Below are 26,428 nucleotides of genomic sequence, written 5' to 3'. Positions count from 1 at the left end.
TACAGAGACCTCCCCCACCATAGAGCTGTGAAACGCCCGGCCGCGGGAGTACGTCCGCCTCTGACAACATGGCTTGCGTGAGCTATCCGTACGCAGCCCCAGTTTCGCAGACGCTTTTCGATCGCGCGGCCGCCGTGACGCCCGGCGGCGTGAACTCTCCGGTGCGGGCGTTCCGCGCCGTGGGAGGTACGCCCCGGTTCATGGTGTCCGGGGACGGTCCGTACCTCACCGACGCCGACGGACGCGAGTACGTGGACCTCGTGTGCTCGTGGGGACCGATGATCCTCGGCCATTCCCACCCCGAGGTCACCGCGGCCGTGCAGGCCGCCGTCGCCCGCGGTACGTCCTTCGGCACGCCGGGCGAGGGCGAGGTCGAGCTCGCCGAGGAGATCGTGGCGCGGGTCGCCCCGGTCGAGCAGGTGCGCCTGGTCTCGTCCGGCACCGAGGCGACGATGTCGGCGATCCGCCTGGCCCGCGGGTTCACCGGGCGGCCAAAGGTGATCAAGTTCGCCGGTTGCTACCACGGGCATGTGGACGCCCTGCTGGCCGCGGCCGGGTCCGGAGTGGCGACCTTCGGGCTGCCGGACACTCCGGGGGTGACGGGAGCGCAGGCGGGGGAGACCCTGGTGCTGCCGTACAACGACCTGGAGGCGGTCCGGGCGGCCTTTGCCGCGCACCCCGGGGAGATCGCCTGTGTGATCACCGAGGCGTCGCCGGGCAACATGGGCGTGGTGCCGCCGCTGCCCGGGTTCAACGCGGGCCTCAAGCAGCTCTGCGCCGACCATGGCGCGCTCTACATCTCCGACGAGGTCATGACCGGCTTCCGGGTCTCCAGGGCCGGGTGGTTCGGGCTGGACGCCGTGGAGCCGGACCTGATGATCTTCGGCAAGGTCATGGGCGGCGGCTTCCCGGCCGCGGCCTTCGGCGGGCGCGCCGACGTCATGGAGCGCCTGGCCCCGGCCGGCCCGGTCTACCAGGCGGGCACCCTGTCCGGAAACCCGGTCGCCACGGCCGCGGGCGTCGCCCAGCTGCGGCTGCTGGACGACGCGGCGTACGGACGGGTCGACGCGGCCTCCGAGCGGCTGCGGGCGATGGTGACGGAGGCGCTCTCCAAGGAGGGCGTGGCGCACCGGGTCCAGGTCGCGGGCAACATGTTCTCGGTCTTCTTCACCGGCGACGAGGTCACCGACTACGAGAAGGCCAAGGCGCAGGAGGCGTTCCGCTTCACCGCCTTCTTCCATTCGATGCTGTCCCAGGGCGTCTACCTCCCGCCGTCCGTCTTCGAGTCGTGGTTCGTCTCCACGACGCACGACGAGAAGGCGCTGGAGCGGGTGGCGGCGGCTCTGCCGGGGGCGGCGCGGGCCGCCGCCGAGGCCACTGAATGATGGGTGACATGACACAGAGCGAGAACGACATCACCGTCGTCCATGTGATGCGCCACGGCGAGGTCCACAACCCGGAGGGCGTGCTCTACGGCAGGCTGCCCGGCTACCACCTCTCCGATCTGGGGCGGCGGATGGCCGACCGCGTCGCCGAGCACCTCGCCGACCGTGACATCACCTATGTGGTCGCCTCCCCGCTGGAGCGGGCCCAGGAGACGGCGGCGCCGATCGCCAAGGCGCACGGCCTGGACGTGGCCTCGGACGAGCGGCTGATCGAGGCGGCGAACGTCTTCCAGGGCAAGACCTTCGGTGTCGGCGACGGCGCGCTGCGCAAACCGGGCAACTGGCGCCATCTCACCAACCCGTTCCGCCCGTCCTGGGGCGAGCCCTATGTCGACCAGGTGGTGCGGATGATGGCGGCGCTGGGCCGGGCGCGGGACGCCGCGCGCGGGCACGAGGCGGTGTGCGTCAGCCATCAGCTGCCGATCTGGATCGTGCGCAGCTTCGTGGAGCGGCGGCGGCTGTGGCACGACCCGCGCAAGCGGCAGTGCACGCTGGCCAGCCTCACCAGCTTCACCTACCGCGGCGACCGGATCGTCTCGGTGGGCTACAGCGAGCCGGCCCGTGATCTCGTTCCGCCCCATCTGCGCGCGGGCGCCAAGCCGGTGAAGGGGGCCTCCAAGGGCTACGGCGCCTGAGTGGCCTCCCGGAGCGACGGCGCCTGAGCGGTGCGCCCGACCGGGGTCGGGCCGGGGGTGCGGGCCGCCGTGTGCGGCCCGCGATGTGCGTGACGGGCGCATGGCCGTGGGATGACCGACGGGCCGTGCGGCGTGCTACCGAATGGAGACATTGTGTCCACCGTGTAATTGACCGCGTCCTTTCGGAACCTCGCTATTCGCCTCGCCATCTCCAGGGTTGTCCGGACACCCCGGGCAATCAGAACGGCGAGTGCGAATTGAGGGCGTTATGCGTGAGGTCAGCCGAAGGGGGATCCTCGGTCTGGGTATGGGAGCGGCGGCATCACTGGCCGTCGCCGGCTGTTCCTCGGGGTCCGGATCCGGTACGCCGAAGCCCGCGAAGACGACCCAGGCGAAGCCGATCGGTGACGGCTCCACTTCGCACGGTGAGCGGCGCAAGGAGGCCCCGAAGCCGGAGCGGCTGGAACGGGGGCAGAAGCCGCCGCAGTTCGTGGTGTTCTCGTGGGACGGTGCGGGAGAGGTCGGCAACGGTCTCTTCCCGCGGTTCCGCAAGGTGGCCGAGGACCACGGCGCGACCATGACCTTCTTCCTCTCCGGTATCTACTGCCTTCCCGAGTCCAAGAAGTCGCTCTACCGGCCGCCGAACAACCCGGTGGGCGCCTCCGACATCGGCTATCTCACCGATGAGCACATCAAGGCCACGCTGCGGAACGTGCGCGAGGCGTGGCTCGAGGGCCATGAGATCGGCACCCATTTCAATGGCCACTTCTGCTCCGGAAGCGGCTCGGTGGAGAACTGGACGCCCGCGCAGTGGAAGTCCGAGATCGACCAGGCCATGTCCTTCGTCACGGAGTGGCGGACGAATACGCGCTTCACCGATGTGGATCCGCTGCCCTTCGACTACCACAAGGAGCTCATCGGCGGCCGCACTCCGTGTCTGAAGGGCCAGACCAATTTGCTGCCGACCGCCCGGGAACTCGGCTGGCGCTATGACGCCAGTTCGCCGGGCGGACTCCAGGTGTGGCCGTCGAAGAAGCAGGGCCTGTGGGACTTCCCGCTGCAGCAGATTCCCTTTCCGGGGCACACCTTCGAGGTGCTCTCGATGGATTACAACATCCTCGCGAACCAGTCGAAGAATTCCACCAATGCCCCGCCCGCGAACTACCCGGGCTGGCGCAAGCAGGCCACCGAGGCGTACATAGCCGGTTTCAAGCGGGCCTATGAGACCAATCGCGCCCCGTTCTTCATCGGAAACCACTTCGAGCAGTGGAACGGCGGCATCTATATGGACGCCGTCGAGGAAGCGCTCAAGCACATGGCCGACGAGAAGCACAAGGACGTCCGGCTGGTCTCCTTCAAGCAGCTCACCGACTGGCTGGACGCGCAGGACCCCGCGGTCCTGGCCGATCTGCGCGGGCTCGGCGTGGGCCAGGCGTGGAGCGCGAACGGCGGCTGATGGCGCCGGTGGGCGCGGGGCGAGCCAGGAGTGAGCCGGGGGCGAGGCCGCGCGGAGCCCGGCAGGGTGCCCGGAGGGGGGTGGCGAAGATCCCCAAAAGGGCCATGCGAAACTTTTCACATGAGTGCCTGCCGTGCCCCTCGGGGCCTCGCGACCCGTCGTCGCGCAACCGTGCTGGCCATCGCGGCCACGGTTGCCGCGCTGTCCCTGACCGCCTGCGGCGGGGGCGGCACTTCGGGCGGCTCCGCCGACACCAAGTTCGTCCAGGGCAAGGGCGGCGTGGACACCGTCGCCAAGGAGAACCGCAAGGACGCACCCCAGCTCTCGGGCAAGACCCTGGAGGGCAAGCCACTGGACGTGGCGGACTACAAGGGCAAGATCGTGGTCCTGAACGTCTGGGGCTCCTGGTGCGCCCCCTGCCGGGCCGAGGCGTCGAACCTCGCCAAGGTGGCCAAGGACACCAAGGCCAAGGGTGTGCAGTTCATCGGGATCAACACCCGTGACTCCAACCGCGCCCCCGCGCTCAGGTTCGAGAAGGAATACGGCGTCGACTACCCGAGTCTGTACGACCCGATCGGGAAGCTCATGCTGCGCTTCCCCAAGGGCAGCCTCAACCCGCAGGCCATCCCCTCGACGATCGTGCTGGACCGGGAGGGCAGGATCGCGGCCCGCGCTCTGACGCCGCTCAGCGAGGAGCGCCTGCGCTCGATGGTCACCCCGCTGATCGCGGAGAAGTGACCTTTCGTGAACACGCTGGCCGCCGCGACCGATCCCAACCAGACCGTCCTGACCGGGGCGCTGCTGCTGGCGCTTCCGATCGCCCTGCTCGGCGGACTGGTCTCCTTCTTCTCCCCCTGTGTGCTGCCGCTGGTGCCGGGCTATATGTCGTACGTCACAGGGGTCACGGGCACGGATCTGGCCGAGGCCAAGCGCGGCCGGATGGTCGCGGGCGCCTCGCTCTTCGTCCTCGGCTTCACCGCGGTCTTCGTCTCCGGGGGCGCGCTCTTCGGCAACTTCGGCTGGACGCTCCAGGAGCACAAGGAGACCATCTCCAAGATCCTCGGGGTCATCACGATCGTGATGGGTCTCGCCTTCATGGGGGTGCTGGGGGGCTTCGGACAGCGGGAGTTCCGCTTCCACATCAAGCCCACGCTGGGGCTCGCGGGGGCGCCGGTGCTGGGCGCCCTGTTCGGCGTCGGCTGGACGCCGTGCCTGGGGCCGACGCTCACCGCCGTCAACGCCCTGGCGTTCAATGAGGCGAGTGCGGGGCGCGGGGCCCTGCTCACCGCCGCGTACTGCGTGGGGCTCGGGCTGCCGTTCGTGGTGGTCGCCGTGGCCTACCGCCGGGCGCTGGGTGCCTTCGGCTGGGTCAAGCGGCACTACGTCTGGGTGATGCGAGCCGGGGGCGGCATGCTCGTCGCCCTGGGGGTGCTGCTGCTCACAGGTGTCTGGGACACCATGATGGGCTCCATGCAGACCTGGGCTCAGGGCTTCAACGTTGGGATCTGATCGATGTCCACCACCGATACCGACACCGCGCCCGGCAAGGAGGCCGGCACGCCGCCCGAGGGCGGCGCGCATGCCGAGGAGCGCGAGCTCGGCGCCGCGGGGTCGCAGCTGTCCACCGCCCCGGCCGAGGAGATCAACGTCCCCTCGCTGGGGCCGCTCGGCTGGGCCCGGTGGTTCTGGCGGCAGCTGACCTCGATGCGGGTGGCGCTGCTGCTGCTCCTTCTGCTCACCCTCGCCACGATCCCCGGCTCGCTGGTCCCGCAGACCAGCATCGACCAGCTCAAGGTGCAGGACTTCCAGGATCGGCACCCGACGCTCACCCCGATCTACGAGAAGCTGCAGCTGTTCCACGTCTACAGCTCGGTGTGGTTCTCGGCGATCTACCTCCTGCTGTTCATCTCGCTCATCGGCTGCATCGTGCCGCGCACCTGGCAGTTCATCGGCCAGCTGCGCGGCCGCCCGCCGGCCGCGCCGCGCCGGCTGACCCGGCTTCCCGCGTACACCACCTGGCGCAGTGAGGCCGAGCCGGAGCAGGTGCTGGCGGCCGCCCGGAAGATCATGAAGGGGCGCCGCTTCCGCATCGAGGCCTCGGGTGACGCGGTGGCCGCGGAGAAGGGCTATCTGCGCGAGGTGGGCAATCTGCTCTTCCACACCGCGCTGATCGTGCTGCTGGTGTCCTTCGCCGCCGGGCAGCTGTGGAAGACCGAGGGCAGCAGCCTGATCACCGAGGGCGGCGGCTTCTCCAACAGCCTCACCCAGTACGACGACATCAAGACGGGGCAGCTGTTCAACAGCGACGATCTCGCCCCCTTCGGCTTCCAGCTGGACCGCTTCACCGCGACCTATGAACGCAGCGGTCCGCAGATGCGCACCCCGCGCACCTTCCGCGCCGATGTGACCTACTGGGACGGCGCGGACGGCGTCAGCCGCAAGACCTCGATCAAGGTGAACGAGCCGCTGGAGATCGCGGGCTACAAGGTCTTCCTGCTGAACCACGGCTACTCGCCGGTCGTCACCATCCGGGACGGCAAGGGCAATGTGGTGCACAAGGGCCCGGTGGTCGGGCTGCCGATCGACGGGGCCAACCTCACCGAGAGCATGGTCATCAAGGTTCCGGACTACCGGGACAAGAACGGCAAGAAGGATCAAATCGGCTTCCAGGGGCAGTTCCTGCCGACCTGGGTGCGCAGCAAGGGCATGTTCTCCGTCTTCCCGGCGCTGGACAACCCGACGCTGGTCCTGACCGCCTACCACGGCAGCCTCGGCGTGGACGGCGGCACTCCGCAGAGCGTGTACCAGCTGGACAAGTCGCGGATGAAGCAGTTCCTGGAGTCCGACGGCAAGACCAAGTTCGCCCGGGCGCTCAAGGTCGGCGACACCATGAAGCTGCCGAACGGCGGCGGAACGCTGTCGTTCGACGGCGTCAAGGAATGGGCCAGCTTCCAGATCTCGCACAAGCCGGGTGACCAGGGCGCCCTGATCGGTGCCGTGGCCGCGCTGGTGGGCCTGGCCGCCTCCCTGTTCATCCAGCGCCGCCGGGTGTGGGTGCGCGCGGTGACGGGCGACGACGGCACCACCGTGGTCGAGATGGCGGGGCTCGGCCGCAGTGAGTACGCCAAGCTGCCCGAAGAACTCGCCGATCTGGCCGTCCGTCTCCAGGCGGACGCACCCCCGGCCCCGGAAGCGGAACCCGACCCGGAGCCCGACCGGAACTCCACCGAGGACTCCGGTAAGGACTCCGCCAAGGAATCCACCGAGGAGTCCACCGAGGACTCCGCCTCGGAATCCGCATCCGACACCGCAGATCCCGCAGATCCTGCCGAAGGAGCGCGCGCGTGAACCTCGCCGCCGAAGTCAACGAGAACCTGGCTCATTACAGCAACGTGCTGATCTACTCGGCGATGGCGGTCTACACCCTCGCCTTCCTGGCGCATATCGCCGAGTGGGTGTTCGGCAGCCGCAGTGCCGTCGGCCGCACCGCCGCCGCGATCACCGCCGACGCCGAGACCGCCCAGCGCGCCGAGGTGACCGTGCGGGTCGGGGGGCAGGGCGGCGGCACCGCCGTCCTGGACCGGCCGAAGATCGTCACCCGCTCCGCGGTGGGCAGCCGCGACGTCCCGGACGGGCCGGGCGCGGCGGGCGGCACCGAACAGGGCGATGTGTACGGCCGGATCGCGGTGGGCCTGACCGTACTGGCCTTCCTCTTTCATGCCGTGGGTGTCCTCTTCCGCGCGCTGTCGGTGCGGCGGGCGCCGTGGGGCAACATGTACGAGTTCTCCACGACCTTCGCCATGGTCGCGGTGGCCACGTATCTGGTGCTGCTGGCGCTGAAGAAGAATGTGCGCTGGATCGGGCTGCCCCTCGTCACCACGGTCCTCCTCGATCTCGGTCTCGCCGTCTCTGTCTTGTACACCGCGAGCGACCAGTTGGTTCCGGCCCTGCACTCGTACTGGCTGTGGATCCACGTCAGCTGCGCGATCGTCTCCGGCGCCTCGCTCTACATCGGGGCCGTCGCCACGCTGCTCTACCTCTTCCGCGACCGCTACGAGGTCCAGCTGGAGAACCCGGAGGGCAAGCAGTTCGGCCGGTTCGCCAAGTCCGTTCTCCAGCGGGTGCCCTCGGCGGCGTCGCTGGACAAGTTCGCGTACCGGATCAACGCCACGATCTTCCCGCTGTGGACCTTCACGATCATCGCGGGCGCGATCTGGGCCGAGGCCGCCTGGGGCCGCTACTGGGGCTGGGACCCCAAGGAGGTCTGGTCCTTCATCACCTGGGTCGCCTACGCCTGCTACCTGCACGCCCGCGCCACCGCCGGCTGGAAGGGCCGCAAGGCCGCCTACCTGGCGCTGATCGCCTTCGGCTGCTACCTCTTCAATTACTACGGCGTCAACATCTTCATCACCGGCAAGCACTCCTACGCCGGGGTCTGACACCGCACAGCGCGACGGCCGGTTCCCCCGACCCAGGTCACGGGAACCGGCCGTCGCCGCGTTTCTCCGGCCGCCTGACCGCCCTTCAGGACGCGGCGGGCGGGGTGTCCTCCGGACCGGACCCGGAGCCGGAACCCGAACCGGAGCCCGGCCCCTCGCCCTTGCGGCGCAGCTCCTCCTCGCGGCGGCGGAGGTCGGCCTCCCAGTCCCTCAGGCGCTCCTCGTCGCTCCCGCGGTCGCCGGGCGTGTCGGCCGGTCCGCCCCCGTCGTCCATACGGCCCTTGTCATCACGGCCCTTGTCGTTCAGGGACTTGAGGAACTCGGGGTTGTCGTCCGGCGCGACCCAGCCGCCCCCGCCGCGGACGCCGGGCCGGCCTGCGCCTCCGGGGACGGCGCGCTTGCGGCCCGCGATCAGCCAGGAGACGGAGCCCACGACGGGGAACAGCAGGACGAGGATCGCCCAGACGGGCTTGGGGATATAGCGGATGTCCTGTTCGTCGGTGGTGATGCAGTCGATGAACGCGTAGATGCTCAGTGCCAGCGGCACCAGGATCATCAGCACCCGTAGCATGAGGCGATTCCCCCTGCGTGTGGTGTTCGGGGCGGTGGCTCGGGCCCCCAGTTACGGGACCAGGGTAGTGCGTACCGGATACTGGGACGTATGGCTTATGACGATCTTCGTTCCTTTCTGCGGGCGCTCGACAGGGAAGGCGACCTCAAGAGGGTCAAGGCCGAGGTCGATCCCCATCTCGAGGTCGGGGAGATCGTCGACAGGGTCAACAAGGCGGGCGGCCCCGCGCTGCTCTTCGAGAACGTCAAGGGCTCGGCGATGCCGCTGGCCATGAATGTCTTCGGCACCGACCGCCGCCTCCTGAAGGCCCTGGGACTCCGCTCGTACGACGAGATCAGCGAGAAGATCGGCGGGCTGGTCAAACCCGAGCTGCCGCAGGGGTTCGTCGGGTTGCGCGAGGCGTTCGGGAAACTGGGCTCGATGGCCCATGTGCCGCCGAGGAAGGTGAAGGAGGCGCCCGTCCAGGAGGTGGTCCTCACCGGCGAGGACGTCGATCTGGACCAGCTTCCGGCGCTGTTCACCTGGCCCGAGGACGGCGGGTCGTTCTTCAACCTCGGCCTCACTCACACCAAGCACCCCGAGACCGGGGTGCGCAACCTCGGCCTCTACCGCCTCCAGCGCCATGACCGCCGCACCATCGGCATGCACTGGCAGATCCACAAGGACAGCCGCAACCACTACCAAGTGGCCGCCCGGCGCGGGGAGAAGCTCCCGGTGGCGATCGCCTTCGGCGCGCCGCCCGCCGTGACCTACGCCGCGACCGCGCCGCTGCCCGGCGACATCGACGAGTACCTCTTCGCGGGGTTCGTCCAGGGTCGGCGGGTCGAGATGGTCGACTGCAAGACGGTGCCGCTCCAGGTCCCGGCGGCCGCCGAGGTCGTCATCGAGGGCTGGCTGGAGCCCGGGAAGACGCTGCCGGAGGGCCCGTTCGGCGACCACACGGGCTTCTACACGCCCCAGGAGCCGTTCCCGGCCCTGACCATCGACTGTGTGACCATGCGGCGGCGGCCGCTGCTCCAGTCGATCGTGGTGGGCCGTCCGCCGACCGAGGACGGGCCGCTGGGGAGGGCGACCGAGCGGTTCTTCCTCCCGCTGCTCAAGATCATCATCCCGGACATCGTGGACTACCACCTGCCCGAGTCCGGCGGGTTCCACAACTGCGCGATCGTCTCGATCGACAAGAAGTACCCCAAACACGCGCAGAAGGTGATGCACGCCATCTGGGGTGCCCACATGATGTCGCTCACCAAGCTGATCGTCGTGGTCGACGCCGACTGCGATGTCCACGATCTGCACGAGGTTTCCTGGCGCGCGCTGGGGAACACCGACTACGCCCGCGATCTGACCGTGGTCGAAGGCCCCGTCGACCATCTCGACCACGCCTCGTACCAGCAGTTCTGGGGCGGCAAGGCGGGCATCGACGCCACCGCGAAATGGCCCGAGGAGGGCTATACGCGCGACGGCGGATGGCCACGCATGGTCATGTCCGATCCGGAGACCGCCGATCGGGTGACAAAGCGATGGAAGGAGTACGGGCTGTGAGCGCCGATTCCGCGACCCCCGATCTCTTCGGCCCCCAACCGGCGCCGCCCGGCCGGGTGCGCGCCTTTCTGCGGCTGGTGATGATCGAGCACTCGGTCTTCGCGCTGCCCTTCGCCTACATCGCCGCGCTGACCGCGATGCACCTGTGGGACGGCACCGTCCACTGGACGCGGCTGCTGCTGATCACGATCGCCATGGTGGGCATGCGCACCTTCGCCATGGCCTGCAACCGGATCATCGACCGCGAGATCGACGCCCGCAACCCGCGCACCGCCGGCCGTGAGCTGGTCACCGGCGCCGTGTCGGTGCGCACCGCGTGGACCGGCGCGCTGATCGCGCTCGCCGTCTTCCTGGGCTCGGCGGCGCTCCTGAACCCGCTCTGCCTGGCGCTGGCGCCGGTCGCGGTGGTGCCGATGGTGGTCTATCCGTACGGGAAGCGGTTCACCGACTATCCGCACGCCATCCTGGGCGTGGCCCAGGCCATCGGCCCGGTCGGCGCCTGGATCGGGACCACCGGCGAGTGGTCGTGGGACGCGGCGATCCTGGGGCTCGCGATCGGCATCTGGATCGGCGGCTTCGACCTGATCTACGCCTGCCAGGACGTGGCGGCCGACCGGGCGCACGGGGTGCGGTCGGTGCCGGCCCGCTTCGGCATCGCGGGCGCCCTCTACGGCGCGCGCGTCTGCCATGTGGTCACCACGGCCCTGCTGGTCTGGTACGCGCTGGCCACGGACGCGGGGGCGTTCTTCTGGGTCGGGCTGGCGATCGTCGCGGCGGCGTTCGCGTACGAGCACACGATCGTGCGGCCGGGCGATCTGTCCCGGCTGAACCGCGCCTTCTTCACGGTCAACGGCTTCATCGGGATCGCCCTGTTCTGCTGCGCGCTCCTCGACCTCGTGGTGCGGGGCCTCGGCCTGTGAGACCCGCCGGATAGGCTCGGTGACGTGGAGACGCCGCACGAGCCTTACGGGCCGCATGAGCCGTACGGGCCGCACGAAGAAGTGAGCGGGCGCCGTCCCTGGGTGGTCGGTGTGTCCGGCGCGTCCGGGACGCCGTACGCCGCCTCGGTGCTGCGCGCGCTGCTGGCGGCGGGGGAGGCGGTCGACCTGGTGATCAGCCGGGCGTCACGGCTGACGCTGCTGGACGAGACGGGGATCGGGTTCCGGGACGCCCACTGGCGCGACGATCTGCGCCGCTGGCTGGCGCGCGGCGCGGACGGCACGCCCGACGCCTTCGATGTGCCCGCCGAGGTGGCGGACGTGGCCCACTGGTCGCCCGGGGACCTGGCGGCCGGGCCGTCCTCCGGCTCGTATCCGGCCAAGGGGATGCTGATCGTCCCGGCGAGCACCGCGTGTGTGGCCGGGGTCGCGCTCGGGTTGTCGAAGGACCTGCTCCAGCGGGCCGCGAGCGTCACGCTCAAGGAACGGCGCAAGCTCGTGGTGGCGGTGCGCGAGACACCGCTGAGCGGACAGACGCTGAAGGCTCTGGTGGCGCTGGACGAGGCGGGCGCGGTGGTGCTGCCCGCCTCGCCGGCGTTCTACGCGGGGGCGACGCACATCCAGGATCTGGTGGACTTCGTCGCGGGGCGGGCGCTGGACGCGGCAGGGGTGCCGCACAAGCTGTACCGCCGGTGGGAGGGGGAGCTCGGTGGGGACCGGGACCGGGGAACGGCCTAGGGTCTGTCGTCAAAGGGGGCGTCCGGCCGCGAGCGGCGTCTGGTGCGGTCGATCGCAAGGCGGAGCGTCGCCCTCGTACTGGGCGTACTTGGGCGACGCGACAACGCAGCGAGCGGCCGTGCCAGGCGTCGGGAGCAGGATGCCCCCTTTGACGACAGGCCCTAGCGGGTCCAGCGCCGCCTGGTGCGCGCCGCGCGGGCCGCGACGACGGCCGCGCGGCGGGCCGCACGGGAGACGGGCCGGTCGGTGGGGCGGGCTGCACGCGAGCGGTTGGCCAGGTCCCGCAGCTCGAGCATGCGGGCCTCAAGGCCCTCGATCGTGTACACGGTGAGTCTCATCTCCTGAGGGATGGTCGATCGCCTAAAAGATTTACAGGGCTTGTGGCCCTGATGCCTTAGATTCTACATGTAATCCCGCTCAAACTTTGAATAATGGAAGGCGTACGTGCTTATGGACGCGGTGGACAGGCAGCTCATCCAGGCCCTGCGGGAGAACGGCCGGGCCTCCTACGCGGAGCTCGGCAGGCTCGTCGGCCTCTCCGGGCCCAGTGTCACGGACCGGATCAACCGCCTGGAGGCCGCCGGGGTGATCACCGGCTATCGCGCGACCGTGGACGCCGCCTCCCTGGGGCTCGGCGTCACCGCGCTGATCGGCATCCAGCTCTCGGACGCCACCGACCACGAGGAGGTGGCCCACCGGTTGCGCGAGCTCGCCGAGATCGAGGACTGCTGGTTCATCGCGGGCGACGACTCCTACATGCTCAAGGTGCGCGCATCCGACGTGGACGGCCTGGAGCGGACCATCCGCCGGCTCTCCGGCACCAAGGGCGTCTCCCGCACCCGGACCACGATCGTGCTGTCCACGAAGTGGGAGAACCGGGTCGGCGAGCTTCCGGAGGACATCGAGGCGTAGTGTCGGCGAGGGCTGACATCAGCAGACGTATTGGGAGGCGACCGGGGTGACGGGGACCACACACGACGCGGGTTTCAAAAGGGAATTGGAGCAGAAGGTCCGCGCGGGCGAGCGGCTCTCGCGGGAGGACGGCATCGCCCTTTACGAGTCCGACGATCTGGCCTGGCTGGGCGGTCTCGCCCATGAGGTGCGCACCCGTAAGAACGGCGACGTCGTGCACTTCAACGTCAACCGCCACCTCAACATGACCAACGTGTGCACCGCGTCCTGCGCGTACTGCTCCTTCCAGCGCAAGCCCGGCGAGAAGGACGCCTACACGATGCGCATCGAGGAGGCCGTCCGCCTCGCCAAGGCGATGGAGAACGAGAACCTCACCGAGCTCCACATCGTCAACGGCCTGCACCCGACCCTCCCGTGGCGCTACTACCCGCGGTCGCTCAAGGCGCTCAAGGAGGCCCTTCCGCAGGTCTCCCTCAAGGCGTTCACCGCCACCGAGATCCACCACTTCGAGAAGATCTCCGGCATGCCGGCCTCGGAGATCCTCGACGAGCTGATCGACGCCGGGCTGGAGTCGCTGACCGGCGGCGGCGCCGAGATCTTCGACTGGGAGATCCGGCAGCACATCGTCGACCACGAGACCCACTGGGAGGACTGGTCGCGGATCCACCGGCTCGCGCACGAGAAGGGGCTCAAGACGCCCTGCACGATGCTCTACGGGCACATCGAGGAGCCCCGCCACCGGGTGGACCACGTGCTGCGGCTGCGCGAGCTCCAGGACGAGACCGGCGGCTTCCAGGTCTTCATCCCGCTGCGCTACCAGCACGACTTCGTGGACATGAAGGACGGCAAGATCCGCAACCGCCTTCAGGCCCGCACCACCATGGCCACCGGCGCGGAGGCGCTGAAGACCTTCGCGGTCTCGCGGCTGCTCTTCGACAACGTGCCGCACGTCAAGGTCTTCTGGGTGATGCACGGCGTGCAGACCGCACAGCTCGCGCTCAACCACGGCGCGGACGACATGGACGGGTCGGTCGTGGAGTACAAGATCACGCACGACGCCGACGACTACGGGACGCCCAACAAGCTCACCCGTGACGATCTGCTCGACCTGATCCGGGACGCCGGTTTCCGGCCGGTGGAGCGGAACACCCGCTACGAGGTCATCCGCGAGTTCGAGGGCCCGGACCCGGCCCGCCGCGAGACCCCGCAGCCGATGCGGGTGTGATCCGTACGGCGGACGTGACGCGTATCGCGGGCGTACCGCCGGTGTGACCCGTGTCGCGGGCGTACCGCCGGTGTGACCGACCCGTGTCGCCTCCGCCCGGTGGCGCTGTCTAACGGCCGCCGAGCGGGGCACTCGGGGGTCATGGCCGGTACGAAGAGTCCCGAGGACGCGTACACCGCCGCCCCCTTCGTCCCGGAGGGCGCCGACCTGGGCGCGCTCCGGGAGGCGGCGGCCGGATGCCACGGCTGCCCGCTGCACCGCGACACCACGCAGACCGTCTTCGGCGCCGGGGACCCGGACGCCCGGGTCGTGCTCGTCGGCGAGCAGCCGGGCGACCAGGAGGACCGGCAGGGCAAGCCCTTCGTGGGCCCGGCGGGCAGGGTCCTCGACCGGGCCCTGGGCGAGGCCGGGATCGACCCGGACGAGACGTACATCACCAACGCGGTCAAGCACTTCAAGTTCACCCACGTCCCCGAGCGCGGCAAGCGGCGCATCCACAAGCCGCCGAGCCTGCGCGAGCTCTCCGCCTGCGGGCCGTGGCTCGAGGCCGAGCTGGAGCTGATCGAGCCCGAGGTGGTCGTGGCGCTCGGCGCCACGGCGGGGAAGGCGCTGCTGGGTTCGTCGTTCCGGGTGAGCAAGCAGCGCGGGACGCGGCTGGAGGGCGCCCCGTCGGGACCGGCGCGCGGCGCCCTGATCGTCCCCACGATCCACCCCTCCGCGGTGCTGCGGGCCGATGACCGGGAGGCGGTGTACGAGGGGCTGGTGGCCGATCTGAGGGTCGCGGCGGAGGCGCTGGGCTGAGCCCGGCCCATGGTCGGGTACGAGGCCGACAGGAGACCGCGGCCGGGTACGGGATCGGGGCGCGCGGGGCCGCTGACAGACCCCCTGGGTATCGTCGATCGCATGCCCCTGCGCTGTGAACTCGACCCCGAGACCACCCCCGAGCTGCTCGACTCCATCTGCGCCCTCTGGGCCGATGTCTCGAACGCGGGCGGCGCCGTCGGCTTCGTACCGCCCGTGGTCAAGGACGACATACGCCCCGAGCTGCTCAAGCACCTCGCCGCGATGACGGAGGGCCGGACCCGTCTGCTCCTCGGCCGCGACGAGGACGGCGCCGTGGCCGCCACCGCCTTCTTCACCTTCAACACCCACCGGCTGATGCGCCACTGGTGCTGGCTCTACACCGTGATGGTGCACCCCTCCCACCAGGGCAAGGGATACGGCCGCGCCCTTATGGCCGCCGCCGAGGACGCCGCGCGCACTATGGACGGCATCCGGGGGATACGGCTCACCTGTCGCGGCGGCACCGGGGCGGATCTCTTCTACGGGCGGTGCGGCTACAAGGAGGTCGGGCGGGTGCCCGGCGCGATCAAGGTCGCGGACGACGACTTCCGGGACGACGTCACCATGTGGCTGCCGCTGAATTGATCGGAAACCGGCCGTGGTTCACTGGGAGGACAGGTCCTTCCGGTGGAAGCCCCCGGAAGACCCCGCAGCAGAACTCCCCACAGAACTCCCAGGAGAGAGAGGACGAGTCGTGTCCTTCACGCCGAGCGCCGCGTTCCGCTACACCCTCATGCGCCTGGGAATCTTCGTCGGCTCGTTCCTGGCCATCTGGGCCCTGGTCTACTTCCGGGTGCTGCCCTCCGGCCTTGGCAGCTCCAATCTCTTCTGGGTGATGCTGCTCGCGCTGGTCGTCTCCGCGCCGCTCAGCTGGGTCGTGCTGCGCAAGCAGCGGGACGCCTTGGCCGTCGAGGTCGCCGAGAAGGTGGACCGCGCCAAGGAGCGGCTGGCGGCGAACCAGAGCCAGGAGGACGGCGTCTGACCGGCGCTGGACTGTAACTCTCCTCACACCACCCCGCACACTCCACCGACGCCCCTTGGGCCAGCTTCCGCTGGCGCAAGGGGCGTTGATGTCTTTCGGCCCCTCAGATGACCTCAGATGCCCTCAGGCGTCCTGGCAAGTCAAAGATTTCCTTTGGGTTCCCCAAAGCGGCGGTGTTAACGTACTTGTCATGAAGACAGCAGCCGCGCCCCACATCGCAGCGAGCGTTCCGCTCGTGGCGCGCCTGCACATCGATCTTTGCCGCTGCCTGTCCGCGGCCTGTCGTCGCCGCTGATCCACCTCGCGCACAGCGGCCGGAGATCCGGTACGGACTCCTGGCTTTCTCCCGCCCTCTTGACCTCCACCGGAGTGTGTCCGTTGTCGTCCGCCCTCAAGGCGTCCCCCCAGGGGTCGTCCTCCTTCCGCCTGCCCAAGGTGCCCTTCTGGGCGCAGATCCTTCTGGGCCTCGTCCTCGGTGTGGTGCTCGGCTGGATCGCCCGCAGCGGTGATGTCGGCTGGCTGGTCACCACGCTCGACAAGATCGGCAGCATCTTCGTCCAGTTGCTGAAGCTGGCCGTCGCCCCGCTGGTGTTCTTCGCGATCCTGATCTCGATCACCAATCTGCGGAACGTCAACAACGCCGCCAGGCTGGCGACCCGCACCCTGCTGTGGTTCATGGCCACCTCGCTCATCGCCGTCGCCATCGGCCTGGCGATCGGCCTGGTCACCAACCCGGGCGCCGGGACCGACCTGACCCCCAAGGACGGCGCCAAGCCGGACCACGCGGGCTCCTGGCTGGACTTCCTCACCGGCATCGTGCCGACCGATGTCATCACCCCGTTCACCGAGCTGAACGTCCTCCAGATCGTCTTCATCGCCGCCGTCGCGGGCGTCGCCGCCCTCCAGCTCGGCGAGAAGGCCCAGCCGATCCTCACCCTGAGCCAGTCGGTGCTCGAACTGCTCCAGAAGGCCCTGTGGTGGGTCATCCGCCTCGCTCCGCTGGGCACCCTGGGCCTCATCGGCACCGCCATCGCCGACTACGGCTGGAACCTGATCGGCAAGTACGCGACCTTCACCGCCGACATCTACATCGGCTGCGCGCTGGTGATGTTCGGCGTCTACCCGCTGCTGCTGGCGACGGTCGCCAAGGTCAACCCCCTGAACTTCTTCAAGGGCGCCTGGCCCGCCATCCAGCTCGCCTTCGTCTCCCGCTCCTCGGTCGGCACCATGCCGCTGACCCAGAAGGTCACCGAGCGGCTGGGCGTCCCCAAGGAGTACGCCTCCTTCGCGGTGCCCTTCGGCTCGACGACGAAGATGGACGGCTGCGCCTCGATCTACCCCGCGATCGCCGCGATCTTCATCGCCCAGATCTTCGACGTGAACCTCGGCGTCGGCGACTACCTCCTGATCGCCTTCGTCTCGGTGATCGGCTCCGCCGCCACCGCCGGCCTTACGGGCGCCACGGTCATGCTGACCCTGACCCTCTCCACCCTGGGCCTCCCCTTGGAGGGCGTCGGCCTGCTGATGGCCATCGACCCGGTCCTGGACATGATGAGGACCGCCACCAACGTGGCCGGTCAGTCGCTGATACCGGTGATCGTCTCGGCCCGCGAGAAGATCCTCGACCACGAGGCGTACACCCACGCCAGCGCCTCCCCGCTGGACGACCGCGACGAGCCGGAACCCCGGCTGGCCGCCGCGTAACACCTGCCGGGCGACAAACGGTGCCCCCGGACCTCCGCGGTCCGGGGGCACCGTGCTGTTCACCCGCCCGCCGTGGCCTCCAGGCCCACGATGGCCACCACCAGCAGGAGCAGGAAGAAGATCCGGGCCGGGGTGACCGGTTCGTGGAAGAGCAGCATGCCCAGCAGCGCGGTGCCGACCGCGCCGATGCCGACCCAGACGCCGTAGGCCGTGCCGATGGGCAGGCTCTTCACCGCCGCGCCCAGCAGGCCCATGCTCACGATCAGACCGGCGACGGTGACCACACTGGGCCACAGCCGGGTGAAGCCGTCGCTCAGCTTCATGCCGATCGACCAGCAGATCTCGAACAGCCCGGCCGTGAGCAGCAGGACCCATGCCATGACGGCACCTCCGTGGAGTCTCTCGATTACGGGGGTGCGTCGTCTTTGCGGGTCCCGGTACGGCGCGTCTCGTCGGGCTCCTCCCGACCGTAGCAAACCTCCCGCGTCAGCTGATCCGGGCGGTGAGCAGGGGGAGGGCGTGGGTGAGTTCACGCTCCCAGTAGGGCCAGGTGTGGGTGCCGGGGCCGTAGAGGTGGGCGGTGACGGCCAGACCGTGGGCGCGGGCGCGGCGCACGTAGCGCTCGGCCATCTCGCCGAGGCCGCGCTCCAGGGCGTCCTCGGGACGGTCCGGCGGGTCGAGGGGCCCTGGGGTGCCGTTGCCGCAGGCGAGGTAGAGCGGGTAGCCGCGGGGGAGCCGGGGGATGAGGGCGTACGGGTTGTGGGCGTCCCAGAGCGCGGACTGGGCGGTGGGGTCTCCCCAGAGGGCCGTCGGGTCGGCGCCTTGGCCCGTGAGGATGGCCTGGATTCCGGCGGGGTCCAGGGTGGTGTGGATGACGCCGCTGAAGGACGCCGCCGCGCGGAAGAGGCGGGGGTGGCGGGCGGCGTAGGAGAGGGCGCCGAAGCCGCCCATGGACAGACCGGCGATCGCCCGGCGGCCGTTGGCCCGCAGGGCGCGCTCCAGCAGGGGGCGCAGCTCGGCCAGGTGGAAGGTCTCCCAGGCGGGCGGGCCGTAGTGGCCGCCGTTCCACCAGTTGGAGTAGAAGCCGGCGGGACCGCCCTCGGGGGAGACGATCAGCGCCGGGGTGGCGGCGGTGATCGCCTCGACATCGGTGTTGCGGGTCCAGGCCTCCCAGCCGGGGCCCGGGTCGCAGCAGCCGTGGAGCAGGTAGAGGACGGGCCAGCGGTGGTGGGGTCTGCGGTCGTAGCCGGTGGGGAGGAGGACGCGGGCGTGGCCCTCGCGGCCCAGGGCGGGCGAGTCGACCGTCAGGTCCAGGACGCGCTCGCCGACGCGCTCCGCGGCGACCAGGCGCGCACGGGCGGGTGTCCCGCGTCCGGCAGGGGCCTCCGGGGAGCGGGCCTTCGAGGCGCCGGGCTCCGGGGAACGGGCTTGCGCGGGAGCGGGGAGGAGCGGCGTGGCGGCCAGCGCGGTCAGCGCGGCGAGCGTGCGACGGCGGTTCGGCATCGTTCGTTCTCCTTCGCGGCACTGCGTTATGGAGCTGAACGGGGCACGGTGCGTGGTCAGTTGAAACTTTGATGTCGTCGGGCGGCCGTGGCAAGAGCGCTGACAGTGGTCCCCCGTAGGCTTGTCCGCGATATGTGTGCGGGGGCACGATCGAAGGGGGCGGCCTGCGTGGGCGGGGTGACGGGCAGCAAGCGCGTACCGCGGGCGGTGCGGGAGCAGCAGATGCTGGACGCGGGGGTGCGGGCCTTCGCGCGCAGCGGCTATCAGAACGCCTCGATGGACGACATCGCCGAGCTGGCCGGGGTCTCCAAACCGCTGGTCTATCTCTATCTCAACTCCAAGGACGAGCTGTTCACGGCGTGCATACGGCGGGAGGCAGCGGCGCTGGTGACCGCCGTCCGGGCCGCCGTGGAGCGGGACGCGCCCGCCGACCGGCAGTTGTGGAGCGGGCTGAGCGGCTTCTTCGCGCACACGGCGGAACATCCCGACGGCTGGACGCTGCTGCATGTGCAGGCCCGTACGCAGGGGCGGCCCTTCGCCCGTGAAGTGGTCGCGATGCGGGCCGAGATCGTGGAGTTCGTGACGCAGCTGATAGGCGCGGCCGCGCGGGAGCAGGCACGCGGAGAGGCGCGCGCCCGGACCCTCGCGGGCACCGAGGTGTCCGGGCTCGCGCACGCGTTGGTGGGCGCGGCCGAGTCGCTCGCGGACTGGACGGCGGACGGGCGAGCGGGTGGGCCGTCGGCCAAGGAGGCCGCGGCCACCCTGATGAACTTCGCCTGGGCCGGGCTGGGGAACCTGCTCCAGGGGCAGGGATGGTCGCCCGAGCGGGCCGGCTGACGCGGATTGGCCCATGTGCTGGCCGACACCGCGTCAGCCGGGCCTCAGGCGGCGCAGTTGCCCCGTGCCGGCCCGTCCGCCAGCCGTCCGGCCATCCACTCCAGGGCCGTCGGTATCCCGGTCACGGCCGTGGTGACATGGTCCAGCGGATAGTCCTTCCACTCCACCGGCACGCCCCGGGCGCACCAGCGGTCGCGCAGCGCAGCGCCGACCCGGTACGGGATCAGCTCGTCCACCGTGCCCTGGTAGAGGTAGACGGGGTGATCGGGGGAGCGGGTGCCCAGGAAGGAGTCGCGCAGTGCGAGTTGCCAGACCGGGTCGGCCAATGGGTCCCTTACGGTCACCTCGGACCTGTGCCGGAAGAGCCCGCCGATGGTGCTGAGCGACACGCAGTTCCGCTTCATGAACTCCACATGGCCGCGGCCCCGGTCGTTGAGGTACGAGTCGAGCCGCAGCGCGGGGAAGGCCGCGTCCTGTCCGGTGAGCGCCATAAGGGCGAGCCCGGCGCCCGGTCCGCCGTCGTTGTACTCCAGCGTCGTGGGGAGGTCGGCGGGCACGCCCCCGGCGACCGTGCCCTTCAGCCGCAGCTCGGGGGCGTACGAGGCATGCAGTTCGGCGGCCCAGCCGGCCGCCTGGCCGCCCTGGGAGTAGCCCATGACGCCCACGGGCGCCTCCGGTGAGAGCCCGGCCTCCGGAAGGCGCTGGGCGGCGCGCGCCGCGTCCAGGACGGCATGGCCCTCGGACCGGCCGGCCGTATAGGTGTGGTCGTCCGGGGTGCCCAGACCCTCGTAGTCGGTGACGGCCACGGCCCAGCCGCGGCGCAGCGCGAGGTCGATCAGCTGGGCCTCGGTCGAGGTGCCCTGAGGGAACCGGCCGGACACCGCGCAGTCGTCGGCGAGGCCCACGGCGCCGATGCCCCAGGTGAGGAGGGGCCGGGGGCCCTGTTTGCCGTCGTCGGGGACGAGGACCGTACCGGAGACGACGTCGGGGCGGCCGGTGGCGGTGGTCGAGCGGTAGGTGATGTGCCATGCCTTGGTGGCGGTCGGCACACCGGGCTGGGTGCGGAAGGCGGTGGGGGCGGACGTGACGATGTCGCCGGGTCTGCCGGTGTCGGCGGCCGGGGCGCCCGGTGCGGCGGCGGCCGGGGCGGCGGGCAGCGCCGAGGTCAGGGCGAGGGCGGCGAGGCCGGCGAGCACGGTGGTGCGGATGCGCATACGGCTCTCCCAACGGTGCGGGCGGTGCGCCTTGTCGGTGGTGCTGAGTCGCTCTGGGAGGACCGTAGGGACGGGCGGGGCGTCCGTGGCTGACCGCGGCGCTCAGATGTGCTGACTCCGCGTCTCATGTCGGTATGCGCCCGGTGTTGTCCCGGTCCAGCGCCGGAACGCCCGGTGGAACGCCGTGTCCTCGGAGAAGCCCAGCCGTAAGGCCAGATCGGCGATGGGCTCGACCCCCTCGGCCAGGCTGCTGACCGCCTCGTCACGCCGCACGGTGTCCTTGAGCTCCTGGAAGGACGTGCCCTCCTCGCGCAGCCGTCGGCGCAGCGTCGCCGGGCTGACCGCCAGCCGGGCGGCGACCTCGGGCAGCTCCGGGAGCCGCGCGGGGTGCCGGGCGGAGTGCCGGGCGCGTGGGCCGTCGGCCGGGCCGCCGCGCGTCCGCAGCGCGCCGGTGAGCGCGTGCCGCACCTGCTCGGCGACGGTCGTCCCGTAGTCGCGGCGGCTGAGCAGCCCGGCGGGCGCGTGCCGCAGCAGCGTCTGGAGCGTGGACTCGTCCTGGACGATGGGGGCGGTCAGCCAGCGGCGGTCGAAACCGGCCGCGGTGCGCGGCGCCCCGAAGCGGGGCGGGCAGCCGAAGAGCGGCTCGTAGTCCTCGGCGTACGGGGGCGGGGGATACGCGAACTGGGCCCACAGCAGCGGGATCCGGCGGCCGATCAGCCAGCCCGCGACCCGGTGCCAGATGAGCATGAGCCATTCGGCGACGATATGGCTCTCGGCCGCCGTAAGGGCGTCCTCATGCGGGCCGAGTCCGCCGCGCAGGGCGAACACCGCCTCCCGGCCCCGGCCCGCGTCGCTCTCCAGGGCCAGATCGGGGCCGCCGGGGAAGAGCCGGTAGAAGCGGGCGCCGCGCTCCATCGCCGTGCCGAGGTCGGGGCAGCCCAGCGAGGCGTAGCACATCATCGCGAAGGTGCCGGGCCGGCTGCGGATGGTCCCCAGCCCCATGAACTCGTCCGCCGTGGCCCGGTGCAGGGCGCGCACCAGCCGGGCGAACTGCTCGGGGGAGACGCGGGCGCGGTCGTCGGCGAGCAGCAGCGGGGGTATCCGGGCCCGCTGCAGCAGGGGGACGGTGTCGAGGCCGAGCCGCTGCGCTCCGCGCAGCGCGGCCCGCACATGGTGCACCGTCACCGTCCGCCGCCCGTGCCCCATGGTCAAAACCGTAGCCCGGGCGGGCACGCCGCGTCAGCGGTGCGTCGCGGGGCCCCTACACGGCGTGAGCCCCGTAAGGGCGACATGAGCGCTATAGGGCGGCGTGGGCGTTTCAGGGAGGCGGCGTGAGCGCCTTGAGGAGGGCGTGAGGCCCTTACGGGAGGCCCCTACGGGCTATCCTCGACGGGCCCGTACGGACGCGTGAGAGCGGTGAGCGACATGGCCACGACCCGACGACCCGCCACGGCCGAATGGCTCGGTCTCGAGCCCCACCCGGAGGGCGGCTGGTACCGGGAGACCTGGCGCAGCGATGTCACGGTGCGGCCGCCGGGGTACGAGGGCGAGCGCGCGACCGCCACGGCGATCTACTTCCTGCTGACTCCCGGTGAGGAGTCCCGCTGGCATGTGGTGCGCTCGGCCGAGCTGTGGCTGTGGCACAGCGGCGGCCCGCTGCGGCTGCGGCTGGGCGGTACGGGCGACGCCCCGGAGGCGGCCCCCACGGAGGTGCTCCTGGGCCGCGACATCGCCTCCGGCCAGCGCCCCCAGGTCGTCATCCCGCCGGGCGTCTGGCAGGCGGCCCGTCCGGAGGCGGACGAGGAGGTCCTGGTGAGCTGTGTGGTCTCCCCGGGCTTCGACTTCGCCGACTTCCGGCTGCTGGAGGACTGATCACATCCAGGCACGGGCCTCCGAGCCAAGGACCCCGAGCCACGGGCCCCCAAAGGCAGGGCCCCACAGGGGCCCCAAAGCCACGGGACCAAAAGGCAGGAGCCCCGCCTCCCCGCCAGGCGGGGAGCAGGGCTCCTTGGGTGGTGCTGCTGGATCAGACGGCGCTGACGTTCTCCGCCTGGGGGCCCTTCGGACCCTGGGTGACGTCGAAGGTCACGGCCTGGTTCTCCTCGAGAGAACGGAAGCCGGTCGCGTTGATCGCGGAGTAGTGAACGAAGACATCGGGGCCGCCGCCGTCCTGGGCGATGAAGCCGAAGCCCTTCTCGGCGTTGAACCACTTGACGGTTCCGGTAGCCATAAGCCCTCCTTGGGCCAAAGGGTTGCCCTGCTCCAGAACCTGCAAGAAGTCTGAAAACTACAAAAGCCCGCGGTTACATGCTCCGCAGGCTCTGTACTGCAAGGAAACCAAACTGCAACTTGCGGCGAGCCTAGCACGCTCCGTGTGCGCGAGGAAAGAGCCGAAGATCACGAAAACGAGGGGTTTCCCGGGCCTCGGAGGTGGATAAGATCGCAGGTCGAGCGACTACGGGCCAGTCGGCGCAAGGCTACCGGACCACCCCGCCGCCATTACCCGGGGCAAGCGGGGCTAGCCTCCGAGACGTGGACAATTCACCGAGTTCCCCCTCGCGGAGTACACAGGGTGCCTCCGAAAGCCTCGGAACCCCCGGCGATCATCGGCTGAGTCGGCCAAAGGTGGGGCACATCCAGTACCTCAATTGCATGCCGTTGTACTGGGGCCTGGCCAGGACCGGATCCCTCCTGGATTTCGACCTCACCAAGGCGTCTCCCGACGCCCTGAACGACCTGCTGGTCCGTGGCGATCTCGACATCGGCCCGATCAGCCTGGTGGAGTACCTGCGCAATGCGGACGATCTCGTCGCGCTCCCGGACATCGCGGTGGGCTGTGACGGGCCCGTCATGTCCTGTGTGATCGTCTCGCAGCTGCCGCTGGAGCAGCTGGACGGGGCGCGCGTCGCCCTCGGTTCCGCCTCGCGCACCTCCGTACGCCTGGCCCAGCTGCTGCTCGCCGAGCGGTACGGACTCGCCCCCGACTACTACACCTGCCCGCCCGACCTCAGCCTGATGATGCAGGAGGCCGAGGCGGCGGTGCTGATCGGTGACGCCGCGCTGCGGGCCAACCTCCATGACGCGCCCCGGCTGGGCCTGCGGGTCCACGATCTGGGCCAGATGTGGAAGGAGTGGACCGGGCTCCCCTTCGTCTTCGCCGTGTGGGCCGCCCGCCGCGAGTATCTGGAGCGGGAGCCGGAGATCGTCCGGCAGGTCCACGAGGCGTTCCTGTCCTCGCGGAACCTCTCCCTGGAGGAGGTCGGCAAGGTCGCCGAGCAGGCGGCGCGCTGGGAGCAGCTCGAGGCGTCGGTGCTGGAACGCTACTTCACCACCCTCGACTTCAGCCTCGGCCAGGCGCAGTTGGAGGGCATCGCCGAGTTCGCCCGCCGTACGGGGCCGACGACCGGATACCCCGCGGACGTCCGGGTCGCGCTGCTGAGCTGACCTTCCCGGCCGCACGACCTGCGGTGGACGGCCGTAACACCCCCTAAGCTGGACCGGCGCACGGAGGGGGAGGCAACGCGATGGATCCGCTGGGAGCGGACGATCCGCAGGTCATCGGCGCCTATCGGCTGCTCGGTCGGCTCGGTTCGGGCGGTATGGGCCGGGTTTACGTGGGCCGCAGCGCGGGCGGGCGCACGGTCGCGGTGAAGGTCGTGCACGCCCATTTCGCGCTGGACGAGGAGTTCCGCGCCCGTTTCTGGCGCGAGGTCGACGCCGCGCGCCGGGTCGGCGGCGACTTCACCGCACCGGTCCTGGACGCCGACCCGGAAGCACGCATTCCGTGGGTGGCCACCGGCTATGTGGCGGGCCCTCCGCTCAACCAGGCCGTGTCCGACGAGGGGCCGCTGCCCGAGGCGTCGGTGCGGGCGCTGGGCGCGGGACTCGCCGAGGCACTGGCCGCGGTGCACGCCCTCGGCCTGGTCCACCGCGACGTCAAGCCGTCCAATGTGCTGCTCGCGCTCGACGGTCCGCGGCTGATCGACTTCGGCATCGCCCGGGCCACCGAGGGCACGGTGTCGCTGACCTCGACCGGCGCCTCCATCGGCTCGCCCGGCTATATGGCGCCCGAGCAGATCCTGGGCGAGAACGTCGAGGGCGCCGCCGATGTCTTCTCTCTCGGCGCGGTGCTGGCGTACGCGGCGACCGGTGAGCCGCCGTTCCCGGGCGACACCTCGGCCGCGCTGCTGTACAAGGTGGTGCACGACGAGCCCCGGTTCGGCCGCGAGCTGACCGGGGAGCTGCGCGATCTGGTCGCCGCGTGCCTCGCCAAGAACCCGGCCGACCGCCCCACCCCCGAGCAGATCGTGCGGCGCCTCGCCCCGGAGGACGGCGCCTCGGGGCTGGCACGGCCGGGCTGGCTGCCGGGGGCGCTGGTCGAGCGGGTGAGCCGGCAGGTGGTGGAGCTGCTCGACCTGGAGGCGGAGGCCGTGGCCCCGCCGTCCGCGCCCGAGCCGTCCGACGCCGGGCCGTCCCCCGCCGGGCCGTACGTCACGGAGTCGCCCGCCGCCGGGCCCTCCGACGCCGTCCCGTCCGCCGAGGACCGCCCGACCCCGCCGCCCGTCCCGGCCCTGGGCCCGGCCCCGGCCCCTGCCGCGCCCGTGCTGGGCGCCTTCGGCCCGCCCGACCCGTCGTACGCCGACGGGCCGCAGGGGAAGGACCGGCCCGCCGCCCATCCGCTCCCGGCCCCGCCGTCGGCGGAGCCGGGTGGCGGCCGGAGCGTCTCGCTCTCCGCCGCCGTCGGCGGTAAGAAGCGCCCCAAGGCGCTGAGCTGCACGCTGGTGCTGTCCGTCGCGGGCGCGCTGGCCGCCGCGACGACCGCCGCCGTGCTCTTCCAGGTGCTCCCCGGCGGCTCCGACGACAGCGCCGACAAGAGCGCCGGTAAACCCCGTCCGTCCGCCACGGAGCAGCAGCCGGGAGCCGGGGACACCGGCTCCGAAAAGGGCGATGTGCCCAAGGGGTTCATCGGCACCTGGCAGGGCGATCTGACCTCCGACTCGGGCATCCCGGTGGGCACCCTGACCATCACCTTCCGGCAGGGTCCCCTCGGGCAGGACGTCGCCAGCGGCCGGGTCAAGCTGTCGGTGCTGCGCTGCGACAGCACCTGGAAGCTGGTCTCGGCGGCCCCGAAACGACTCCACCTCGACGCGCGCCTCAAGGGCTCCGAGCCCCAGCAGGGGTGCAGCGACGCGTCGACGGACGAGCAGTTCACCCTCACCTCCGACGGAACGATCAGCTACAAGGCGAAGGACAAACAGGCGGGCGATCCCACGGGCACCCTCCGCAAGCTCAAATGAGAGCGGAGCGCGGAGCGACGGATTCGGCGGATACGGCGGGTGCGGCGGCTGCAGAGCGGCCGCAGATGCGCCTGACACGCACTCGTACGGGCTTACAGGCCCTGGCGTAGTCTGGGTCGGTCCACCCGTAAACCTCCGAAAGGTACG

At 70.7% G+C, this 26,428-nt stretch carries 27 protein-coding genes and 1 riboswitch; of the genes, 20 read left to right on the top strand and 7 right to left on the bottom strand.

What is annotated here, in order from left to right; genetic code table 11:
- Positions 1-68: 68 nt before the first annotated feature.
- From hemL to ccsB, 7 genes are all read left to right on the top strand, one after another.
- Complete coding sequence (gene hemL, locus IEJ02_RS29345; protein ID WP_191067584.1) at positions 69-1,385, top strand: glutamate-1-semialdehyde 2,1-aminomutase; 1,317 nt, start codon at positions 69-71, stop codon at positions 1,383-1,385.
- Between the two features lie 8 nt (positions 1,386-1,393).
- Positions 1,394-2,080, top strand: a complete 687-nt coding sequence (locus IEJ02_RS29340; RefSeq protein ID WP_191067583.1) for a histidine phosphatase family protein — start codon at positions 1,394-1,396, stop codon at positions 2,078-2,080.
- A gap of 268 nt (positions 2,081-2,348) precedes the next feature.
- The gene (locus IEJ02_RS29335) at positions 2,349-3,536 is read left to right on the top strand and encodes a polysaccharide deacetylase family protein (protein ID WP_191067582.1); all 1,188 of its coding nucleotides are present in this window, start codon (positions 2,349-2,351) and stop codon (positions 3,534-3,536) included.
- A 120-nt stretch (positions 3,537-3,656) separates the two neighbouring features.
- Positions 3,657-4,274 (top strand): TlpA family protein disulfide reductase, encoded by a 618-nt coding sequence (locus tag IEJ02_RS29330; protein ID WP_191067581.1) that lies wholly within the window; start codon positions 3,657-3,659, stop codon positions 4,272-4,274.
- 6 nt (positions 4,275-4,280) lie between these two features.
- Positions 4,281-5,045, top strand: a complete 765-nt coding sequence (locus tag IEJ02_RS29325; RefSeq protein ID WP_191067580.1) for a cytochrome c biogenesis CcdA family protein — start codon at positions 4,281-4,283, stop codon at positions 5,043-5,045.
- A 3-nt stretch (positions 5,046-5,048) separates the two neighbouring features.
- The gene (gene resB, locus IEJ02_RS29320) at positions 5,049-6,884 is read left to right on the top strand and encodes a cytochrome c biogenesis protein ResB (RefSeq protein WP_191067579.1); all 1,836 of its coding nucleotides are present in this window, start codon (positions 5,049-5,051) and stop codon (positions 6,882-6,884) included.
- A complete protein-coding gene (gene ccsB / locus IEJ02_RS29315) occupies positions 6,881-7,975 on the top strand; it encodes a c-type cytochrome biogenesis protein CcsB (protein ID WP_191067578.1) in 1,095 nt (364 codons plus the stop codon). Before resB ends, ccsB begins: the two co-directional genes overlap by 4 nt.
- 85 nt (positions 7,976-8,060) lie before the next feature.
- Here ccsB and IEJ02_RS29310 read toward each other — a convergent pair whose 3' ends face one another.
- Positions 8,061-8,546 carry a PLD nuclease N-terminal domain-containing protein gene (locus IEJ02_RS29310; RefSeq protein WP_191067577.1) on the bottom strand — a complete coding sequence of 162 codons (486 nt, stop codon included), beginning with the start codon at positions 8,544-8,546 and terminating at the stop codon, positions 8,061-8,063.
- Between the two features lie 90 nt (positions 8,547-8,636).
- Between IEJ02_RS29310 and IEJ02_RS29305 the strand changes: the two genes are divergently transcribed.
- The 3 genes from IEJ02_RS29305 to IEJ02_RS29295 all read left to right on the top strand — a co-directional run bounded on the left by IEJ02_RS29305 (position 8,637) and on the right by IEJ02_RS29295 (position 11,764).
- Positions 8,637-10,088: a menaquinone biosynthesis decarboxylase gene (locus IEJ02_RS29305; protein WP_137978993.1), complete on the top strand. Its 1,452-nt coding sequence runs from the start codon at positions 8,637-8,639 to the stop codon at positions 10,086-10,088.
- The gene (mqnP, locus tag IEJ02_RS29300; protein WP_191067576.1) at positions 10,085-11,008 is read left to right on the top strand and encodes a menaquinone biosynthesis prenyltransferase MqnP; all 924 of its coding nucleotides are present in this window, start codon (positions 10,085-10,087) and stop codon (positions 11,006-11,008) included. The genes IEJ02_RS29305 and mqnP overlap by 4 nt, the downstream gene beginning before the upstream one ends.
- Positions 11,009-11,089: 81 nt before the next feature.
- The gene (locus IEJ02_RS29295) at positions 11,090-11,764 is read left to right on the top strand and encodes a UbiX family flavin prenyltransferase (protein ID WP_191067617.1); all 675 of its coding nucleotides are present in this window, start codon (positions 11,090-11,092) and stop codon (positions 11,762-11,764) included.
- Between the two features lie 161 nt (positions 11,765-11,925).
- Here IEJ02_RS29295 and IEJ02_RS29290 read toward each other — a convergent pair whose 3' ends face one another.
- Positions 11,926-12,102 carry a hypothetical protein gene (locus tag IEJ02_RS29290; RefSeq protein WP_165556262.1) on the bottom strand — a complete coding sequence of 59 codons (177 nt, stop codon included), beginning with the start codon at positions 12,100-12,102 and terminating at the stop codon, positions 11,926-11,928.
- Positions 12,103-12,214: 112 nt separating this feature from the next.
- Between IEJ02_RS29290 and IEJ02_RS29285 the strand changes: the two genes are divergently transcribed.
- From IEJ02_RS29285 to IEJ02_RS29260, 6 genes are all read left to right on the top strand, one after another.
- Entirely contained in the window at positions 12,215-12,676 is a 462-nt protein-coding gene (locus tag IEJ02_RS29285; protein ID WP_020869409.1) for an Lrp/AsnC family transcriptional regulator, read from the top strand.
- Between the two features lie 46 nt (positions 12,677-12,722).
- Positions 12,723-13,901 (top strand): aminofutalosine synthase MqnE, encoded by a 1,179-nt coding sequence (gene mqnE / locus IEJ02_RS29280; protein ID WP_137978996.1) that lies wholly within the window; start codon positions 12,723-12,725, stop codon positions 13,899-13,901.
- Between the two features lie 141 nt (positions 13,902-14,042).
- On the top strand, positions 14,043-14,702 hold the full coding sequence (locus IEJ02_RS29275; protein ID WP_191067575.1) for a UdgX family uracil-DNA binding protein: 660 nt from the start codon (positions 14,043-14,045) through the stop codon (positions 14,700-14,702).
- Between the two features lie 102 nt (positions 14,703-14,804).
- Positions 14,805-15,329, top strand: a complete 525-nt coding sequence (locus IEJ02_RS29270) for a GNAT family N-acetyltransferase (RefSeq protein ID WP_191067574.1) — start codon at positions 14,805-14,807, stop codon at positions 15,327-15,329.
- A 109-nt stretch (positions 15,330-15,438) separates the two neighbouring features.
- A complete protein-coding gene (locus IEJ02_RS29265; protein ID WP_174890181.1) occupies positions 15,439-15,726 on the top strand; it encodes a DUF4229 domain-containing protein in 288 nt (95 codons plus the stop codon).
- Positions 15,727-16,104: 378 nt separating this feature from the next.
- Complete coding sequence (locus tag IEJ02_RS29260; RefSeq protein WP_191067573.1) at positions 16,105-17,430, top strand: dicarboxylate/amino acid:cation symporter; 1,326 nt, start codon at positions 16,105-16,107, stop codon at positions 17,428-17,430.
- A gap of 59 nt (positions 17,431-17,489) precedes the next feature.
- Here IEJ02_RS29260 and IEJ02_RS29255 read toward each other — a convergent pair whose 3' ends face one another.
- A complete protein-coding gene (locus IEJ02_RS29255; RefSeq protein WP_191067572.1) occupies positions 17,490-17,810 on the bottom strand; it encodes a DMT family transporter in 321 nt (106 codons plus the stop codon).
- 33 nt (positions 17,811-17,843) lie between these two features.
- Positions 17,844-17,909: riboswitch (guanidine-III (ykkC-III) riboswitch) on the bottom strand.
- Between the two features lie 7 nt (positions 17,910-17,916).
- Positions 17,917-18,933, bottom strand: a complete 1,017-nt coding sequence (locus IEJ02_RS29250) for an alpha/beta hydrolase (RefSeq protein WP_191067571.1) — start codon at positions 18,931-18,933, stop codon at positions 17,917-17,919.
- Between the two features lie 222 nt (positions 18,934-19,155).
- On the opposite strand from IEJ02_RS29250, the gene IEJ02_RS29245 reads away from it, so the two are divergent.
- Positions 19,156-19,770: a TetR/AcrR family transcriptional regulator gene (locus tag IEJ02_RS29245; RefSeq protein ID WP_223864607.1), complete on the top strand. Its 615-nt coding sequence runs from the start codon at positions 19,156-19,158 to the stop codon at positions 19,768-19,770.
- Positions 19,771-19,814: 44 nt separating this feature from the next.
- Here IEJ02_RS29245 and IEJ02_RS29240 read toward each other — a convergent pair whose 3' ends face one another.
- A complete protein-coding gene (locus IEJ02_RS29240) occupies positions 19,815-20,984 on the bottom strand; it encodes a lipase family protein (protein WP_191067569.1) in 1,170 nt (389 codons plus the stop codon).
- Positions 20,985-21,086: 102 nt separating this feature from the next.
- Positions 21,087-22,190 (bottom strand): AraC family transcriptional regulator, encoded by a 1,104-nt coding sequence (locus tag IEJ02_RS29235; protein ID WP_191067568.1) that lies wholly within the window; start codon positions 22,188-22,190, stop codon positions 21,087-21,089.
- A gap of 219 nt (positions 22,191-22,409) precedes the next feature.
- On the opposite strand from IEJ02_RS29235, the gene IEJ02_RS29230 reads away from it, so the two are divergent.
- On the top strand, positions 22,410-22,856 hold the full coding sequence (locus IEJ02_RS29230; protein WP_137979012.1) for a cupin domain-containing protein: 447 nt from the start codon (positions 22,410-22,412) through the stop codon (positions 22,854-22,856).
- 154 nt (positions 22,857-23,010) lie between these two features.
- Here IEJ02_RS29230 and IEJ02_RS29225 read toward each other — a convergent pair whose 3' ends face one another.
- Positions 23,011-23,214, bottom strand: a complete 204-nt coding sequence (locus tag IEJ02_RS29225; protein WP_030834854.1) for a cold-shock protein — start codon at positions 23,212-23,214, stop codon at positions 23,011-23,013.
- A 302-nt stretch (positions 23,215-23,516) separates the two neighbouring features.
- Between IEJ02_RS29225 and IEJ02_RS29220 the strand changes: the two genes are divergently transcribed.
- Positions 23,517-24,428 (top strand): menaquinone biosynthetic enzyme MqnA/MqnD family protein, encoded by a 912-nt coding sequence (locus IEJ02_RS29220; RefSeq protein ID WP_370467151.1) that lies wholly within the window; start codon positions 23,517-23,519, stop codon positions 24,426-24,428.
- Positions 24,429-24,508: 80 nt separating this feature from the next.
- On the top strand, positions 24,509-26,281 hold the full coding sequence (locus tag IEJ02_RS29215; RefSeq protein ID WP_191067567.1) for a serine/threonine-protein kinase: 1,773 nt from the start codon (positions 24,509-24,511) through the stop codon (positions 26,279-26,281).
- Positions 26,282-26,428 lie beyond the last annotated feature (147 nt).

The sequence above is a fragment of the Streptomyces sp. 5-10 genome (assembly GCF_014712245.1).
Taxonomy (GTDB): Bacteria; Actinomycetota; Actinomycetes; order Streptomycetales; family Streptomycetaceae; genus Streptomyces; species Streptomyces violaceusniger.
Note: the sequence above shows the minus strand (reverse complement) of the source record. Positions and strands in the feature narration are given on the sequence as shown.